Annotated in this window: 16 protein-coding genes; 9 read left to right on the top strand and 7 right to left on the bottom strand. The window is 35.9% G+C overall.

Going from position 1 to position 16,995, the window contains the following annotated elements:
- Window positions 1-46: 46 nt before the first annotated feature.
- Window positions 47-1,114 carry a homoserine O-acetyltransferase MetX gene (gene metX, locus E2636_RS03505; protein ID WP_243840722.1) on the top strand — a complete coding sequence of 356 codons (1,068 nt, stop codon included), beginning with the start codon at window positions 47-49 and terminating at the stop codon, window positions 1,112-1,114.
- Window positions 1,115-1,306: 192 nt separating this feature from the next.
- Complete coding sequence (locus E2636_RS03510; RefSeq protein WP_134209007.1) at window positions 1,307-2,011, top strand: YjjG family noncanonical pyrimidine nucleotidase; 705 nt, start codon at window positions 1,307-1,309, stop codon at window positions 2,009-2,011.
- A 79-nt stretch (window positions 2,012-2,090) separates the two neighbouring features.
- On the opposite strand, the gene E2636_RS03515 is transcribed toward E2636_RS03510, so the two are convergent.
- From E2636_RS03515 to E2636_RS03530, 4 genes are all read right to left on the bottom strand, one after another.
- Window positions 2,091-2,432 (bottom strand): cupin domain-containing protein, encoded by a 342-nt coding sequence (locus E2636_RS03515; protein ID WP_134209008.1) that lies wholly within the window; start codon window positions 2,430-2,432, stop codon window positions 2,091-2,093.
- A 165-nt stretch (window positions 2,433-2,597) separates the two neighbouring features.
- A complete protein-coding gene (locus E2636_RS03520; RefSeq protein WP_134209009.1) occupies window positions 2,598-3,044 on the bottom strand; it encodes a GDYXXLXY domain-containing protein in 447 nt (148 codons plus the stop codon).
- Window positions 3,041-4,210 (bottom strand): DUF2157 domain-containing protein, encoded by a 1,170-nt coding sequence (locus E2636_RS03525; protein ID WP_134209010.1) that lies wholly within the window; start codon window positions 4,208-4,210, stop codon window positions 3,041-3,043. The genes E2636_RS03520 and E2636_RS03525 overlap by 4 nt, the downstream gene beginning before the upstream one ends.
- Window positions 4,211-4,372: 162 nt before the next feature.
- Window positions 4,373-5,179: an undecaprenyl-diphosphate phosphatase gene (locus E2636_RS03530; protein WP_134209011.1), complete on the bottom strand. Its 807-nt coding sequence runs from the start codon at window positions 5,177-5,179 to the stop codon at window positions 4,373-4,375.
- Between the two features lie 428 nt (window positions 5,180-5,607).
- Here E2636_RS03530 and E2636_RS03535 point away from each other — a divergent pair, with 428 nt between their 5' ends.
- Window positions 5,608-6,768 carry an iron-containing alcohol dehydrogenase gene (locus tag E2636_RS03535; RefSeq protein WP_134209012.1) on the top strand — a complete coding sequence of 387 codons (1,161 nt, stop codon included), beginning with the start codon at window positions 5,608-5,610 and terminating at the stop codon, window positions 6,766-6,768.
- A 485-nt stretch (window positions 6,769-7,253) separates the two neighbouring features.
- Here E2636_RS03535 and E2636_RS03540 read toward each other — a convergent pair whose 3' ends face one another.
- Window positions 7,254-8,156 (bottom strand): aldo/keto reductase, encoded by a 903-nt coding sequence (locus E2636_RS03540; RefSeq protein ID WP_134209013.1) that lies wholly within the window; start codon window positions 8,154-8,156, stop codon window positions 7,254-7,256.
- A 294-nt stretch (window positions 8,157-8,450) separates the two neighbouring features.
- Between E2636_RS03540 and E2636_RS03545 the strand changes: the two genes are divergently transcribed.
- The gene (locus tag E2636_RS03545; protein WP_134209014.1) at window positions 8,451-9,254 is read left to right on the top strand and encodes an ion transporter; all 804 of its coding nucleotides are present in this window, start codon (window positions 8,451-8,453) and stop codon (window positions 9,252-9,254) included.
- A 135-nt stretch (window positions 9,255-9,389) separates the two neighbouring features.
- Here the strand turns inward: E2636_RS03545 and E2636_RS03550 are convergent, their stop codons facing one another.
- Entirely contained in the window at window positions 9,390-9,512 is a 123-nt protein-coding gene (locus tag E2636_RS03550) for a sporulation histidine kinase inhibitor Sda (protein WP_017380728.1), read from the bottom strand.
- A gap of 363 nt (window positions 9,513-9,875) precedes the next feature.
- The gene (ku, locus tag E2636_RS03555; RefSeq protein WP_134209015.1) at window positions 9,876-10,703 is read right to left on the bottom strand and encodes a non-homologous end joining protein Ku; all 828 of its coding nucleotides are present in this window, start codon (window positions 10,701-10,703) and stop codon (window positions 9,876-9,878) included.
- Between the two features lie 114 nt (window positions 10,704-10,817).
- On the opposite strand from ku, the gene E2636_RS03560 reads away from it, so the two are divergent.
- The 5 genes from E2636_RS03560 to E2636_RS03580 all read left to right on the top strand — a co-directional run bounded on the left by E2636_RS03560 (window position 10,818) and on the right by E2636_RS03580 (window position 16,983).
- Window positions 10,818-12,668, top strand: coding sequence for a DNA ligase D (locus tag E2636_RS03560; RefSeq protein WP_134209016.1), 1,851 nt, complete (start codon window positions 10,818-10,820; stop codon window positions 12,666-12,668).
- Between the two features lie 81 nt (window positions 12,669-12,749).
- Complete coding sequence (locus E2636_RS03565; protein ID WP_134209017.1) at window positions 12,750-12,974, top strand: hypothetical protein; 225 nt, start codon at window positions 12,750-12,752, stop codon at window positions 12,972-12,974.
- Window positions 12,975-13,438: 464 nt separating this feature from the next.
- Window positions 13,439-14,485, top strand: a complete 1,047-nt coding sequence (locus tag E2636_RS03570) for an amino acid ABC transporter substrate-binding protein (protein ID WP_134209018.1) — start codon at window positions 13,439-13,441, stop codon at window positions 14,483-14,485.
- Window positions 14,486-14,590: 105 nt separating this feature from the next.
- Window positions 14,591-15,769 (top strand): amino acid ABC transporter permease, encoded by a 1,179-nt coding sequence (locus E2636_RS03575; RefSeq protein ID WP_134209019.1) that lies wholly within the window; start codon window positions 14,591-14,593, stop codon window positions 15,767-15,769.
- Window positions 15,770-15,774: 5 nt separating this feature from the next.
- Complete coding sequence (locus E2636_RS03580) at window positions 15,775-16,983, top strand: amino acid ABC transporter permease (protein WP_134209020.1); 1,209 nt, start codon at window positions 15,775-15,777, stop codon at window positions 16,981-16,983.
- Window positions 16,984-16,995 lie beyond the last annotated feature (12 nt).

A 16,995-nucleotide genomic window follows, 5' to 3' on the forward strand; every position in this document is an offset into this window, starting at 1 on the left:
ACTATACTTATATGAAAGAAGTTGATTCCCCGTGAGTCACAATGGATTGAAAATTGAGATCGAACGGAGAGAAGATACAGTTCACCTAGATTCAATCACACTTGAATCTGGAAAGGTTCTCAACAATGTTTCGCTTCGTTATGAACGAGTCGGAAACAAGGATCTTCCAGTGGTTCTTATCTGTCATGCATTGACTGGAAATCATGTCACTGTGGGTACAAGTGAAGAGCCAGGGTGGTGGAATGGATTTATTGGATATGATGCACCTGTAGATCTTAATCATTATCAAGTGATTACGTTTAATATATTAGGTGGATGTGGTGGTTCTACTGGCCCTGCTTCACCCCTAAATGAGGAATTAAACTATCGTTTAACCTTTCCTTTCGTATCCGTCCGAGACATGGTGACAGCTCAGCATCAAGCACTTGAAAAGCTCGGAATCAATAAAGTTAGAGCAGTTATTGGAGGGTCGTTAGGTGGAATGCAAGTACTAGAGTGGGGTGTGTTATTTCCCAACTTCATGGATCAACTATTTGTGTTGGCTGCTACTCCATCACTAAGTGATTATGGTATTGCGTTTAATCGCATAGGAATTCATGCAATTGAACAAGACCCTCGTTGGGATGAGGGGAATTACGTTAAGTCGAGTGATGTAAAAGGATTTGAAGTAGCAAGAATGGTAGGACTCGTGTCGTATCGTAGTCCATCGCTCTTTACAAAACGATTTTCGAGAGAAGAGAAGGAGATAGAGGCAGACGAGTTTCCCTATTATCAAGTGGAATCTTACTTGCGCTATCAAGGTGAAAAAATTACGAAACGCTTTGATCCTAATAGTTACTTGTATTTGCTTTATGCGATGAATGGTCATGATCTCGGTCGTGGACGAGGTGGAATTGAAAAAGCAGCAAATATCATTGAAGCAGAAGTAATTGGTCTAGGCTTTACAGGAGATCTATTGTATCCTCCAAAGGATATTAAATCATTTATTGACTTAACTTCTCGAGGATATTTCCATAAAATTGAAACAGCATTTGGTCATGATGGGTTCTTGGTGGAATATGAAAAATGGGGACCAATTATCCGAGGTCATTTGGCTGAACGAATTCCTAACTAAATATTTATCAAAGTTTCGTTAGAACAATTCCCTCTTTGCTTACGAAGAGGGAATTGTTCTTTATTCTTTTACTTTGTCTATTCAAGTTGAATGTTATATAGTGAAATTTGTTGAGCATTGAATTTTCAAGTGTACACATTTTCTTGTATAATTATAATATAGATATTCGAATTTAAAAAGGATGAGAAGCTTGTGAAATATGATGTATTATTATTTGATTTAGATGACACGTTGTTTGATTTTAGTGAGACTGAGAAGCATGCCCTCGATAATTCATTTCATGCATTTGGTTTACCTAATGGATTAGTGGACTACAGAGCAAGCTATAAAGGCATAAGTAAGGGCCTGTGGAATGATTTGGAAAATGGGCTTGTGACGCTTTCAGAACTAAAAGTGGAGCGATTTAAGCGTCTATTCCTCCAACATCAACTGACAGTGAATCCTGAAGATTTTGGTCAAACATATATAGAGAATTTAGGTAAAGAAGTACATGTTATTGATGGAGTAGAGGACATGTTGAAAAACCTTTCTAGTTGCAGACTTGTTATTTTAACGAATGGTTTCCAAAAGGTTCAACATGCAAGAATTGCTCTTTCACCCCTAAAACACACATTTGAAGCTATTTTTACTTCGGAAGAGTCAGGTTATCAAAAGCCGCAAGCTGAAATCTTCGAATACGTCTTTAATAAACTGCATATTTCTTCGAAGAAAAATGTATTAATGATAGGGGACTCTTTAACATCAGATATTCAAGGTGGTAATAATTTCGGAATCGATACTTGTTGGTTCAATCCGCGTCAAACAGAAAATGTAACAGCTATTAATCCTACTTATGAAATTCGTGATTTTGCTGAATTAGAACAACTTGTAAAGCAAAATGTTTTAGTTGTTAAATAAAACATTGTACGTTTTTACGTATGTAAAAAAGTAAAAGCCAGCCAAATTCGGCTGGCTTTTACTGTTAATAATGATTAATTTAACTATTTTCTGCGTATTTATCATTCGGAATCTTGTTCAAAATAACATAAAGACTGACGCGTTCTGTACCATTATTGTTAAATGAAAGCTGCTCTTGATCACTACAATGTACAAGGTCATTTTTCATAACGTTTACTTCTTTACCATCAATGGTAAATACCCCTGTTCCTTCAACTGTCATGATAAATACGTCACTACCCGGATGAGTATGGGAAGGCAGTTGTTGATCAGGCAAGAAATTTAATACGAAGGCAGTGCTACTAGATTTTTTGAAAATAATTCGCTTTGTAAATCTATCTTCGCTAAACTCTTGATACTTTTGAAGTGACTGTTTTTCCATTATATATTCCCCCTAATTGATTGTTATCTTTATCATAATCTACTTGTAAATATTAGCAACCCTATGACCTTATCACTCTAATAAATACGTATTAGATTGGTATTCAAAAAGTAAAGTAAAAAAAGAACCGGTAGAAGCGATTAAGCTTCTACCGGTTCTTAACTTTTAATCTTGTCTTTTTTCTAAATAAGTAGGTCGGATGGTACCCCATGGAGCAACGTCAAGGAAAATCTTAAGTTCACGAGCCTCTTCAAGATCTGGACCCGTTCCTTGTTCAACATAATATTGCTCGAGTTGCTGTGTTGTAATTCGATTATCATAATATGTCCCTTGTATTGCACCAGGGAAGGTTTGATTTTCGATACGATCTATAACGGCATAGCCATCATCGCCTTCTTTTAAAGTAAAATATACATCACCTTGCTGTAAGGAAGACGACGGTTTCAAATCAGGGTATTGCAAGCGTACGTATTCACCATAAAATGGGTCAAACGGATCGAACGGCTCCGCGCGTAAAATGAATTCTTCACCAAACCAAGAGATGGCATAAAAACTCGTAGCAATAACAAGTACAAAAACTGTCTGCAGGAAGGGAAATAATATTGATTTCAAGATGAGACACCTACTTTCTTACGATTCATTCTCCAGGCAATGCCAGACAATGCGAAAAGTAAAAGCGCTCCAATAAGGAAGAAGAGAGACATATCAAGTCGTTCCCACGCATAGATGAAATACAGCACAAACTGTACAGCAATGAAATATACAAAGCCAAGTGCAAGTGGCTTTTCTTGTCGATGTGTAATGATTAAGTAGGCAAGTGCAACTACTTCCGCTAATATAGCAAGACCAATTGCAGTATCGTCAAAGAGCAGAACTCCAACAAAACCCAGTACAGAAATCCAAGTAATTGCTCTGAAACGAATATAGCACAGTGCGAGAATACCTGTGGCTACAATTATAAGTGAAATCGATTCAGTTAAGTTTAGTTCAACGAAGGATAGCGGTGTTTCACCTCGAACGGCCAAGTAAACGACCAACTGAATCCCACCAATGATAAGATAGAGCGGGCGAAGAATCCGTTCTTTTTCAGGTACAAGAAAAAGTAACACGACTAATGCAAACAGCGTCCAAACGGGCCAGAGAACACTCTTATAGTCAATGAGACTCCAAAGCATTAGACCTGAACCAAACAACAAAAGCCAGCTAAACACCATTGGTAGGGGATTACGACTAAAATAAAACCATACTAGTGAAACGATGATGAAACTACCCCATTCTAACCAACCTATTGTGGGAACTGATGTAATTAACACTTGTGCCCCAAAAATAAACCCAATAATAGCATAGGATTGATGGCGCCAGTAAAAATAATGTGCAAGTGCAGCAATAAAAATGGCCCAAGGTAAAATTGAATTAGAAATGGAAAGATGAAAAGTTTGGATTGTGATGATAATACTAGCGGCAAACATGCCAAGCCCAATGAGTCGGAAAATAAGCGGCTGCCCAAATTTTTTCTGTTCAGATAAATAGCCGAATCCGTAAAACATCCACATTAATAATAAAACTAGCGTAATTCTTAGCATATCAGGCATGACTTGCCAATTTGCTGCGATGAAACTGAAAACGGCCAGTGAAAAGAAAATAAGTCCAATGATTAAGAGGAGAGGGAGTTTCTTTGGCTTAGGCTGTAAATGCTCGAAAGCAAGAATCTGGTCGACTGTCGTTTGGTCGATAAAACCTTCGTTTTGCCAACGCTCTAATTTCCGATTTATTTCCATGTTGACACCTCCTTATCTTTACTTCTATTATAATCCTTCTTTATCAAAATAGACAGATAACTCAAGGTTTTCAAGTACCAAAATTGATGATTTAACAAAAATAATGACAGCCCTAATTTTTAGGGCTGTCATAGGCATTGATATATATAATTCTTACCATTATCAAGTTATAAATAATATGAATAATCCGACAGCGAAACAATAATAGGCAAAGTATTTTAAGTTTCCACGCTCCATAATTCCCATGAACCATTTAAGAGAAAAATATGAAAATATGAGAGACAAAATAAATGCAACTGAATAGGGAATTAATAATTCACCAAAATCCATATCAGTTATTTTTAGGATAATAGTCCCCAGACTTACAGGAATATAAAGTAAGAATGAATAACGTAATGCTGTCTCCTGTTTCATTCCTAAACCCATAGCTGCGACAATAGTTGCTCCCGATCTGCTTATTCCTGGAATTAAAGCAATCGCTTGTGCAAATCCAACAATTATGGCATCTCGAACATTTAAGTTTTTATCGCTTTTTCTTCCTTTTAAGTTTCTTATTAACCAAAGGGCGACCCCGGTTACTAACAAGGCGACCGCAATTGTAGTAATTCCTTTTAAATTTTCTGAGATCATATCTCCAAATAGTATGCCAATAATGCCTGCTGGAATTGTTCCTATTATTAAATAAACTATAAACATAAAATCATTTTTATGGACTTCATCACGCTTCACAATATATTTCAGACCATTTTCTACTAATCTAATTAAATCAGCTCGATATATTAATACGACTGCTATCAGTGATGCAAAGTTCATTAATATCTCAAAGCTAAGATCACTTTCAGCTACACTTATGCCGAAAAATTCTTGCGCAAGAATTAAATGACCACTGGATGAAATAGGAATTGGTTCAGTGAATCCTTGTAACGCACCTAAAAAAGCGTATTTAATAATAATTATTAATTCTTCCATTGAATCACTCCTATACTTAACTTAAATCAATTATTTCAAAATAGCCCTCAAATACTTGATTGTATATTATATAGAAGGAAGTTTGAGATACATTAAATTTATCATGCTATTTCAATAGTATATACCAATTAAAAGACCTCGTAAAAAAACAGTTAGCTGCATAAATTTCATCATTTCAATAATCATATGTTTAATAATTTTCAATTAAACTACAGCAGTATTAGCTTCTGTCTTTTAAACAGAGCGAATCAGAGACGGTTAAACGGAAATCATGATAAGGTATACTGTGAACTTGGCTAATCATTCAAATGAATGTTTAGTTGAACTCAATGAACATTTCTAGGTAGTTTATCCTGACATAGAATCTCTGTTAATTATTGAGGTGGAAACCTAAAGAATTGAAAGATATAAAAAAATGAGGTGTATAGATGAATATATTCTTACAGCACAATCCGACGAAATTGTATTTTGGTAAAGGACAAATTAGTCAGTTATCAGGAGAAATCGGTCAGAAGAAAGTCCTTGTTGTTTATGGAGGAGGAAGTATTAAGCAAAATGGTGTCTATGAAGACGTGATGACAGAACTGGAAAAAGCAGGAGCTACTATATATGAATTACCTGGCGTCGAACAAAACCCACGTCTAACAACAGTGCATAAGGGTGTTGAAATTTGTAAATTTGAAGCAATTGACATTCTTTTAGCCGTTGGTGGAGGAAGTGTGATTGATTGTACGAAAGCAATTGCTGTTGGGGCAAAATATGACGGAGACGTTTGGGATTTAATAACTCAAAAAACTCCTATAGAATCAGCTCTACCAATTGGAACCGTTCTTACTTTAGGAGCAACGGGCTCTGAAATGAACCCCATATCGGTTATTTCAAACTGGAAAACAAAGGACAAAATTGGTTGGGGATCCTCACATGTATTTCCAAGGTTTTCAATTTTAGATCCAACTTATACGTATTCGGTGTCCCGTAAACAAACAACTTATGCAATTGTCGATAGTATGTCTCATGCACTTGAACACTATTTCCATCGAACAAAAAATACACCTATGATTGATGGTTTCATTGAATCATTACTTCGAACAGCAATTGGAACAGGTCCGAAATTACTTGAAGATTTAACATCTTACGACCATCGTGAAACGATGATGTACATTAGTACAACTGCCTTCAATGAAACCTTATCGAATGGAACAGATGGTGGTGACTGGGCAACTCATCGAATTGAGCACGCTATCTCCGCAGTTTATGACATTCCACACGGTGGAGGCTTAGCCATTTTGTTTCCAAACTGGTTAGAGCATGTACTTGAAGAAGATCCTTCACGCGCGAAAATGTTAGCCATGAACGTCTTTGGAATTTCTGATGAAGGAAAAAGTGACTTGGAAGTTGCAAGAGAAGGAGCCAAAGCACTTCGTTCATTCTGGAATTCTCTTGATGCTCCAAATCGTTTAAGCGACTATGACATAGACGACCATGATATCGAATTGATTATCGATAAAACATTTGTCAAACCAGGTGTTGGTACGTATAAAGAATTAGACCGTGACAATGTCAGAGATATTCTAACTCGCTCTATGTAGATATAGTGTAATAAATTAGTAAACATCATTATCATTGCATACAAAAAAAGACATCACTCGTAATTTAAATAATTACTAGTGATGTCTTTTTCATGAAATAGAAAGTATATAAATTTAGTGAGCCATGAATCCAGTATTCCCGGTATTTTAAGGAGTAGGTTCTAGTAATACCGCTGATTTGCGCTCCAATCCCGTAGGAAAGATATTGGACGAACTGTCACTCGTCCAATATCTTTGCGACGAGTTAACCACAGGAGCACATGGAACGAAGACTAAGAACGCCACGTCGTGTGGCAACGTCTTCGTGACCAACATCCTGTTGGCCCGAGGAGACTGAAGCCAAGCCCGCGAAAAGCGTCCACCGTAGCGGAAATAAACGGGTTTCTATGGTTACCCATCTTAAAGGACCGGGCATTCTTTGTCCGGTTTTTCTTATGCATATTTAATAAATTAAGTTAGTCATACTGCCACGTTTCATCAGAGATTTATGAGATTTCTCTTCCCATAGCGACTTGTAATATGTCAAACCACTGATCTCTTGTTAAGGGTAAGTCAAGGGCTCGAATTGCAGACTCAATACGCTCAAAATTGCCTGATCCAACAATCGGCATAATGTTTGCAGGATGGATCAGTAACCATGCATATAGAACTTCATCAATTCCCTGAGCACCAATATCTCCAGCAATTAATTCTAACTTAGACCGCAAATGCTTAGCTCTTTCATCATTAGAATTAAAAATTTCTCCTCCTGCCAGTGGAGACCATGCCATTGGAGAAATTTTTTCTTCCTGACAAAGATCAAGCGTTCCATCCTCAAAGTTCTCAAGATGGTAAGCAGAAAGCTCAATTTGATTTGTTATAAGCGGGAAATCTAAATAAGATTGTAGCAATTTAAACTGTGAACGTTTAAAGTTTGAAACACCAAAGTAACGGACTTTTCCTTCTTGTTTTAACTGAGTGAACGCCTCTGCTACTTGTGATGGGTCCATAAAAGGATCAGGACGGTGAATAAGCAAGACATCTATGTAATTTGTTTGAAAGTTTTTAAGCGACTGATTAACTGAAGATAAAATATGTTCTTTACTAGTATCATAGGATTTAATGCTGTGTCCTGGACGATTATGAGAAACAAGCTTAATGCCGCATTTTGTGACAATTTCCATTTGTTTACGAAGCGCTGGTTTCAATGCAAGGGCATTCCCGAATTTTTTCTCGCATGTATAATCCCCGTAAATATCTGCATGGTCAAAGGTAGTAATGCCAGCATCTAAGCAATCCTCAATTAGTTTAACGACTTCTTCATTTGACTTATTCCAGTCAGAAAGACGCCATAGCCCATGAATGATTCGTGAAAAAGATAAATCCTTAGTAAGTTGTACTCGCTGCATAATCATTCTCCTTTTTTTATAGTGTATAGAGAAGCAGTTTATTTTCATACTAAACTGCTTCATGTAAAAAAAAATTAACTCCTTAACATGTGTGCAAGAAATGAACTAATATTCGTTAACAAGCATAAATAAGGGGAAAGGGGCCCTCTTAATAAATTTTTATGTTAATTCTCATGATATAATAATTATGGTTTCAAACACTAACTTTAATAAATGTTCGCAATGAATTTAACATTATATAAGTTATACAGAAGAACTAATTTTGAAGAATTATAAGGAGAAGAATATTATTTTATGAAGATTCAACTCAAAAGTTTTATCGAAGGTTCAAAGTTTACGCATTTTATTACAGCTATGATTCTCATTAATGCACTACTCGTAGGATTAGAAACCTATCCAAGCATTGCTAAGGAATATGAATTATGGTTTTTCATTATTGATATAGTTGTTTTAAGTATATTTACAGTGGAAATACTACTGAAACTCATTATTTACCGAGCAAGTTTTTTTAAAAATGGTTGGAATAATTTCGATTTCATTATAGTTGTGGGAAGTTTGTTGTTATACGGTTCATCATTTGTTAGTGTGCTTAGGATTTTCCGAGTGCTGCGGGTTTTACGAACGATCACTACCATACCGACACTTCGACGAATTGTAACTGCACTTTTCATGGCTATTCCTACAATCAGCAGTGTCATGGTGCTTATGTCGATTATCTTTTATGTATATGCAGTGATAGGGACGTTCTTATATGCAGAGGTTTCTCCGGAATTCTTCGGCGATTTGGGCTTGTCATTCATTTCGTTGTTTCAAATCTTCACATTAGAGTCCTGGGCAAGTGGTATCTTCCGTCCGATTTTTGCGGAAATTCCGTGGTCATGGATCTATTTCATGACATTTATCGTGATAGCTACATTTATTATGATTAACTTGATTGTTGGAGAAATCGTTAACAATGCCCAAAAGATATCAGATGAAATTGAATCAGAAACAAAAGAAATTAAAGAAATTAAAGAAGATACGAGTGAAATTGAAGAACTCAAAAAAGAAGTTGGAGAGCTTAAAACCATGCTTCAAACATTAATTGATAGAAAATAAAAAATACCGACACTCCTTTTAGGAGTGTCGGTATTTTTGGTTTGCTTTTGTTGACAACTTTTCACTTTGTAACGAATAAAGCGAACGTAAAAAAAGCCCATAGAGGGCAAGTGTATAATTTCGATTATCATTTATTTAATTACTAGAGTTACGCCGGCGGATTTCAGTTTCTAACATACTAATAAATTCTGGACTTAGCTTTAATCCTTTTGCTTTAACATAGGACTCCATCAACAATGCAGTTGATAGTTTACTCATGGGTTAATTCACCTCCGATTAATTAAAAAATGTGTTCTATTATTCAACAGTTATGACTATATTAATAAGTATCCTCGATGTGTACTTTAAATCTATCAGATAGTTTGATTCGGAACAACCGTTCGGTTATCCACAATATAGAGTGGATAACCTGTGATTAACTTGTGTATAAAACATAGAATTGTATACAAAGGAGTCGGTATAATGTGAGTAACTTTATCCACAGATGATTAAAATTGAAAAATTTGTCGAAACATTTTATGGAAATATCCTTAAAACAGGCGTCAATACCTATTAAATGAAAAGCGTATAGTATTTTAGAAATTTCATTCATTCATTATCTGTTTAACAATTCTTGTACCTTCACGACGTCTTGGTTCTTGCAGTTTGCTTTCTTGGAATTGGCTTTTTCTTTTTAGTTTTATCAAGTGAGGCTTGGAGTGCTGACATTAAATCCGTCACATTAGATGGTGCAGCGGGTTGTTTTTCGCTTGTTGTTACAGTATTATTCCCCGCTTTCTTCTCTTCAATTAATTCCATTAATGCTGTGCGATAGTCATCTGTATATTTCTCGGGTTCAAACGTTGTAGTTAATTGATCAACTAACATAAGAGCAGTATCGAGTTCTTTCTGAACAACTATTGGTTCACTTGGTATATTTGGTACGTCTCCGGCACTTCTAACCTCGTCTGGAAAATGGATTGTTTCCATTATTAACGTCTCTTTATATACACGAACAACTGCCAACTGTTCTTTTGAACGAATCATGATTTTGGCAACGCCTATTTTACCGGACTCCATTAATGCCTTTCTCAATAGCGAGTAGGCTTTAGCTCCGCCACTATCGGGTGCCATGAAATAACTACGTTCAAAGTAGATAGGATCAATTTCCTCTAACTTTACAAAGTCGATAATTTCTACTGCTTTATCTTCATTTTCTTTTTTTAACTTCTCCAGTTCTTCTTCATCCAATACAACAAACTTGTTCTTGGAATACTCATAAGCTTTTACGATATCTTCACTTTGTACTTCTTTATTACAGCCTGAACAAACTTTTTGGTAATTAATTGGTGTATGACATTCTTTGTGTAGTTGACGTAACTTAATATCTTTATTTTCGGTCGCAGTGTGAAGCTTAACTGGAATATTTACAAGCCCAAAGCTAATACTTCCTTTCCAAACTGTGTGCAATTGCTTTCACCTACTCTTTCTTTTCCTTACTATGCAATGTTTTGTTCCTATTTATGTATCAAGAGGGGAAAATAATCAAAAGCTAGAACAAAACAACCGAAAGTAGGATAAAAATTGAAGCCAATGCTTTTAACTGCCGCAACGGATATTCCCCTAGGAAAAGAATGGGTGTACGAAGCTAAATATGATGGTTTTCGTTGCATATTGGACTGGGAGGTAGACGCTACTCCCATTCTTAAGAGTAGAAATGGGAAAGTGCTTAATCAGATGTTTCCAGAGATTATTAGCTTTTGTCATGACAATCAGAAAAAAATCAGTTCTTCTTTACCATTAACATTAGATGGAGAGTTAGTGTATTTAACGAATAATTTTCAAAGTACTTTTTCCATTGTTCAATTAAGAGGTCGAATGCGGAATCAAGATGTAATCATGAAACATGTTAAAGAATTTCCGTGTCATTATATTGTGTTTGATCTTTTGAAAGTTAAAGGAGAAGTTCAAACAGATCTTTCAATCACAAAACGAAAACACAAACTACAAAAATTTTTTCAGAAGATAAAGCTTCCAATTTCAATAAGCTATGAAGACATAAATCGGATTCAAGCAATAGATGTTTACCAAGACAATGAAGTGTTGTGGAAGCATATCAAGGTAAGCAATGGGGAAGGAATAGTCGCCAAGCAAAAAAACAGTAGTTGGATTAGTGATAAACGTACCGTCCAATGGTTAAAAATAAAAAACTGGCGATATGTCACTGTCATCTTAACTAAATATGATAAAAGCAATGGGTTTTTTCATGGGGCTATTTATCATAAGAAGGCTCTTGTTGAGATTGTGACTTTCCGTCACGGTCTTAAAGAAGAAGAGTTAAATACATTAATAATGCTATTTCAATCGAGTGGAACTAAGTTAGCCGAAAAGGTTTGGGCACTAGAACCATCAATTTGCGTGGAGATTGCCTGTATTGATTTCGATGGAAAGTATTTAAGGGAACCAAGGTTTCATGCATTTAATTTTGACAAGGAGCCAAGCGATTGTCGGTGGCAGCAAATGCAACGACAGCTTTTTCCACTTCCAAAAATGATAACAATAACCCACCCTGACAAGCCTATATGGCCGGTAAATAGTATACAAAAAGATGATTACTTACTGTACTTACAAAATATATCTCCCTATATTCTGCCTTTTTTACGTGACCGCCTTCTTACGGTTATTCGTTTTCCACACGGTTCAATGGGTGAAAGTTTTTATCAAAAAAATAGCCCAGTTACTGTTCCTGATTTTGTGACAACTAAACTGGTAGATGACATCCGTTATATTGTCTGTAATGACGTTGAATCTTTACTGTGGCTTGGAAACCAACTTGCGCTAGAGTTTCACATTCCTTTTCAAACGATTAAAACGAATCAGCCAACTGAAATTGTTTTTGACCTTGACCCTCCTTCAGTTCATGAGTTTTCTTTAGCCATAGAGGCGGCATTGCGAATGAAAGCTATTTTTGACCAATTCGGAATTCAATCTTTTGTGAAAACCTCTGGTGGAAAAGGGATACAAGTTTATATTCCATTACCTATGAACACTTTTTCTTATGAAGACACCCGGGTATTTACAAAGTTTGTTTGTAATTTCTTATGCGAACAGGAGCCGCAATGGTTTACCACAGAGCGACTTAAAAAGAATCGACATAATAAATTATATTTGGACTATGTCCAACATGATGAAGGGAAAACGATAATAGCTCCCTATTCTCCAAGAGGTAACGAACAAGGGCTAATCGCGACTCCACTATACTGGAATGAAGTATGTAATTCATTGAAACCAGATTTATTTTCCATTCCCTTAGTTATTGAAAGGTTAAAGAAACAAGGAAATCCATTTCGTAATTTCCAACAAGGAATAGAAGAACAGAAGTTTGCAGATGTCCTACAACAACTAAAAGAACTAGTGAAAATCTCTCATAAATAATTTTAAAACGAATTTGGTCATTATCTTGAATCACTATAGCTGGATTGAAGAAATAGGAAAGAAACAAAAAGGAGAATTGTTATGCCAATCGAAAATCCGATGATAACAGGTGTGGGTTTACCCTCAGATCCACAACAAGCGATTGTCGTATACAACTGCGACTATTGTAATGGAGAAATATATGAAGGAGATTCTTATGTAGTTTATGAAGGATTAACATTTTGCGGTAGCGATCACTTAGGAGAACACTTGGTAAAACAAAGTCTTGCAGAAGAATTAACAGCACAAATTGAGAAGTTCCAGTAATTTTAAACAATTTCTGCAAAAAAAGATATTGCATTTAATAAAGTAGTGCGGCCGGAAAGTGGTTGCACTACTATTTTTATTTGGTAGAAGGATTGAAAAGAAGTCCTTTAAAAAATCTATTAAAGAAGTAACCATTCTAGAGAAAGAGATTTATTCAAACTCTAAATCAACTGTAATAAAAGAGAGAAGAGTTCCTTGAAAAATTTAAAAGTATAAATATATATAGGTAATTTCATTCATTTCATAGTAGGTTTGTCTAGTTCTACAAACGAATTTGAGCACTTTAGTAGTTTAATACTTAGAATATTAAAACAAATCCCTTAATTATTTGGTATTTTCGAACGGTCCACATCATAGAGTTAAGTAGACTATTTTTTATTAAATATCTATTAAAGGGGGATAGATTAAACTAAATAGTATTTTCATTAGAAAGTTACTATAAAAATAGGGGGCTGGATTAAAATATGAAAAAATATTTATTCGCAATTTTAAGTATGTTACTAGTTTTTTCGGTTATCTTAGCTGGATGTTCAGAAAAATCGGATGAGGAAATTAACACGAAGTCACTGCTAGAAGTTATCAAGAAGCGAGGGAAATTAGTTGGTGGTGTTAACGCTACGATACCTGGTTTCGGTTATGTAGCTTCAGATGGAAGTTATGAAGGAATGGATATTGATATTACGAGAGCAGTTGCAGCGGCTATCTTTGGGGATCCAACTGCTGTTGAATTCAGACCATTATCCGCAGAGGAACGTTTTATTGCTGTTCAAACGGGTGAAGTGGATGTATTAGCAAGAAATACCACTCATACAACTTCTCGAGACGCGTCAGTAGGTCTTGCATTTGCACCAGTAACTTTTTATGACGGACAAGGCATGATGGTACGTAAAGATAGCGGAATTGAAAGTTTAGCAGACTTAGAAGGATCTCGGATTGCTGTTGAATCAGGAACTACAACAGAACTTAATTTGGCGGATCAAATGCGTAAGATAGGAGTCAGTTATGAGCCTGTAGTATTTGATAATCAGGATGCCGCAATATCTGCATATGAACAAGGCAGTGTGGATGCATTCACAACAGATCGTTCTGGACTTGTTTCTCGACGATCTACATTATCCAAACCGGATGATCATTTTATCTTAACGGAGGTATTGTCTAAAGAACCTCTTGCGCCATCTGTGAAAGATGGTGATTCTAAATTCGTTGCTGTTGTATCATGGACTGTATACGCGTTAATTCAAGCTGAAGAGTATGGTATTACTCAGGGGAATATTGAAAGTTTCATGGATAGTGATGATCCTGAAATCCGTCGATTCCTAGGTGTTGAAGGGGATTTGGGCGAGCAACTTGGATTAGAGAAGGACTTTGTTGTTCAAGTAATTAAAGCTGTAGGTAACTACGGTGAGCTTTATGATCGTCATCTTGGTCCAGAAACCGTGTTTAATTTAGAGCGTGGTCCAAATGAACTTTGGACAAATGGTGGCTTAATGTATTCACCACCTTTCCGATAAGGTACCAATTATAGCTAAATTGAAAATAGGTCTGTATACCTTCTAAGCTAGGGACAGACCTATTATCGTTTATAGGGATAGTAAAACTACTGTGAGGTGAGATACGTGAATAAACATTCATCTTCAACGTCAACTCCTTTTTGGAGAGACAAAAGAGTCATCCCCATTCTTCTACAAGTTATATTTGCTGTGATAGTTGTTGTTGCTGGAGTTTTCTTTTTTTCCAATGCTCTTGCAGGCATGAGGCAAATTGGGATGGTCTTTGGGTTCGACTTTTTAGGAAAAATGGCTGCATTCGATATTGGGGATAAGGTGATTGATTTTTCCTCAAAGGATACCTATGGAAAAGCATTTATTGTAGGTATTCTAAATACGATAAAAGTGGCTTTTATTGGAATTATCTTAGCAACAATCCTAGGTTTCATAGTAGGGGTTTCTCGATTATCTACTAACTGGTTAGTAAGAACTGTGGCGGCTGCTTATGTCGAAATTTTCCGAAACACCCCTCTTTTAGTTCAAATTTTCATTTGGTTTTATGCTGTATTTTTAAGCTTCCCTGTTATTGAGAAAAGCCTTGATGTATTTGGATTATTCTATTTTAGCAATAGAGGAGCTGTTATCCCATGGTTAGGGTTGACTCCTTCTTCCTTTATTTGGTTGATTGCATTCCTTATCGGTATTATTCTTTCTTTTGTTGTATGGAAAATTAGAATCAAACGACAAGTAGAAACAGGTCAGAGAAAATATCCTTTTTTCTGGGCAAGTAGTTCGATTGTTAGCTTATTAATAATTGCTTGGTTTGTCACATTGGAGTCACCACTTCTATTAAGTATCCCAGAAATTGCAGGAAGGGGTTACTTAGGTGGTTATACAATTGGACCAGGATTTGGTGCACTTTTAGTTGCACTCGTTATGTACACTGCTTCTTTTATTGCTGAAATTGTTCGTGGAGGTATTTTGGCCGTTCCAAAAGGACAAGTTGAAGCAGCAAAAGCATTAGGCTTGAAAAGCCCAACCATCTTAAGACTCGTAGTTCTACCCCAGGCTATTCGGATTATTATTCCTCCCCTAACGAGTCAATATTTAAATCTAATAAAGAATTCAAGCTTAGCCGCAGCTGTTGCCTATCAAGAACTAGTAGGTGTTGGAATTACGATACTAAGTCAAACGGGTCGAAGCATTGAGGTTATTTCTATTGTAATTCTCGTCTACTTATCAATGAGCTTATTCACGTCACTTTTGATGAATATATTTAACAAATATTCGCAACTGGTAGAGAGGTGAGCAAAATGGATAAAGATGAATTAAAAATAAAAGAACTAGTACGAACAGAGATAGCTCCACCTAATTCATCAATAGGTGTTTTAGGTTGGTTAAAAGAGAATTTATTTAGTAATTGGGTAAACGTGGTTCTGACGATCGTCTTTGCGTCCATTACGTATTTAGTTTTAAAAAATTCAATTGAATGGATATTCTTTAATGCCAATTGGCATGTTATTTCAGCTAACTTTAGGTTACTCGTAGTGGGTCAATACCCGGTCACAGAATTATGGAGGGTTTGGATAATCTTAACTCTTATTTCTATTCTTATGGGTCTTTCCTGGGGGATTTGGAAGGGAACAATAGGACATTTATCGACGATTGTGACTGGTTTGTATATCATCCTAGCTAGTTTACCTTTCGTCATGATAGAAACACGTATATGGTTGTTAATCAATATAATTGCGATTGTTGCTACATGTTTAGTAGGAAGAAAAGGATTAAAGTTGAAGAAATTTATCCTCGTAGGATGGTTCATGATGTTCCCAGTAATTATTTTTCTTTTAAGTGGATTTGGGATATTTAATCATGTTGGGACAAATTTATGGGGTGGCTTCTTATTAACTTTACTAATAGCTATTGTAGCGATTGTTTTTTCCTTCCCTTTAGGTGTTTTACTTGCTCTAGGGAGAAGAAGTAAACTACCTATTATTCGTTGGTTCAGTATTGCTTATATTGAATTGATCCGTGGAGTTCCGTTGATTACGATATTATTTGTTGCTCAACTGATGTTACCCTTGTTTTTGGGTGAGGGGATAAATATTGATAATGTCGTTAGAGCTATGGTTGGATTCACCCTATTTACTGCCGCTTATTTGGCAGAGAATATACGTGGAGGATTGCAATCAATCCCTCGAGGTCAATTTGAAGCTGCAGAGGCACTTGGATTAAATGCAACATTTAAGATGACTTTTATTATCTTGCCGCAGGCGTTACGTGCTGTTATCCCAGCAATTGTTGGCCTATTTATAGGAATATTCAAAGATACCTCACTCGTAGCCATTGTCGGCTTAACCGATATACTCGGTATAGGTAAGAATATAATTTCCAATCCCGAGTTTCTTGGGACACAGATGGAAGTATTTATATTCATCGCCGTAATCTTCCTTATCTTCTGTAATATGATGTCCTATGCGAGTAGAAGGATAGAAGGAGCTTTAGGCGTAGGTAAGCGATAAAAAAAAAATCCT

This window comes from Paenisporosarcina antarctica (assembly GCF_004367585.1).
GTDB classification, from domain to species: Bacteria; Bacillota; Bacilli; order Bacillales_A; family Planococcaceae; genus Paenisporosarcina; species Paenisporosarcina antarctica.

What these genes read in the sequence shown, in the direction of transcription:
- E2636_RS03535 (WP_134209012.1), top strand. Translation starts at nt 5,608, where the DNA reads ATGAATATATTCTTACAGCACAATCCGACGAAATTGTATTTTGGTAAA.
- E2636_RS03570 (WP_134209018.1), top strand. Translation starts at nt 13,439, where the DNA reads ATGAAAAAATATTTATTCGCAATTTTAAGTATGTTACTAGTTTTTTCG.
- E2636_RS03530 (WP_134209011.1), bottom strand. Translation starts at nt 5,179, where the DNA reads ATGGAAGAATTAATAATTATTATTAAATACGCTTTTTTAGGTGCGTTA.
- E2636_RS03515 (WP_134209008.1), bottom strand. Translation starts at nt 2,432, where the DNA reads ATGGAAAAACAGTCACTTCAAAAGTATCAAGAGTTTAGCGAAGATAGA.
- E2636_RS03540 (WP_134209013.1), bottom strand. Translation starts at nt 8,156, where the DNA reads ATGCAGCGAGTACAACTTACTAAGGATTTATCTTTTTCACGAATCATT.
- E2636_RS03580 (WP_134209020.1), top strand. Translation starts at nt 15,775, where the DNA reads ATGGATAAAGATGAATTAAAAATAAAAGAACTAGTACGAACAGAGATA.
- E2636_RS03550 (WP_017380728.1), bottom strand. Translation starts at nt 9,512, where the DNA reads ATGAGTAAACTATCAACTGCATTGTTGATGGAGTCCTATGTTAAAGCA.
- E2636_RS03545 (WP_134209014.1), top strand. Translation starts at nt 8,451, where the DNA reads ATGAAGATTCAACTCAAAAGTTTTATCGAAGGTTCAAAGTTTACGCAT.
- E2636_RS03565 (WP_134209017.1), top strand. Translation starts at nt 12,750, where the DNA reads ATGCCAATCGAAAATCCGATGATAACAGGTGTGGGTTTACCCTCAGAT.
- E2636_RS03525 (WP_134209010.1), bottom strand. Translation starts at nt 4,210, where the DNA reads ATGGAAATAAATCGGAAATTAGAGCGTTGGCAAAACGAAGGTTTTATC.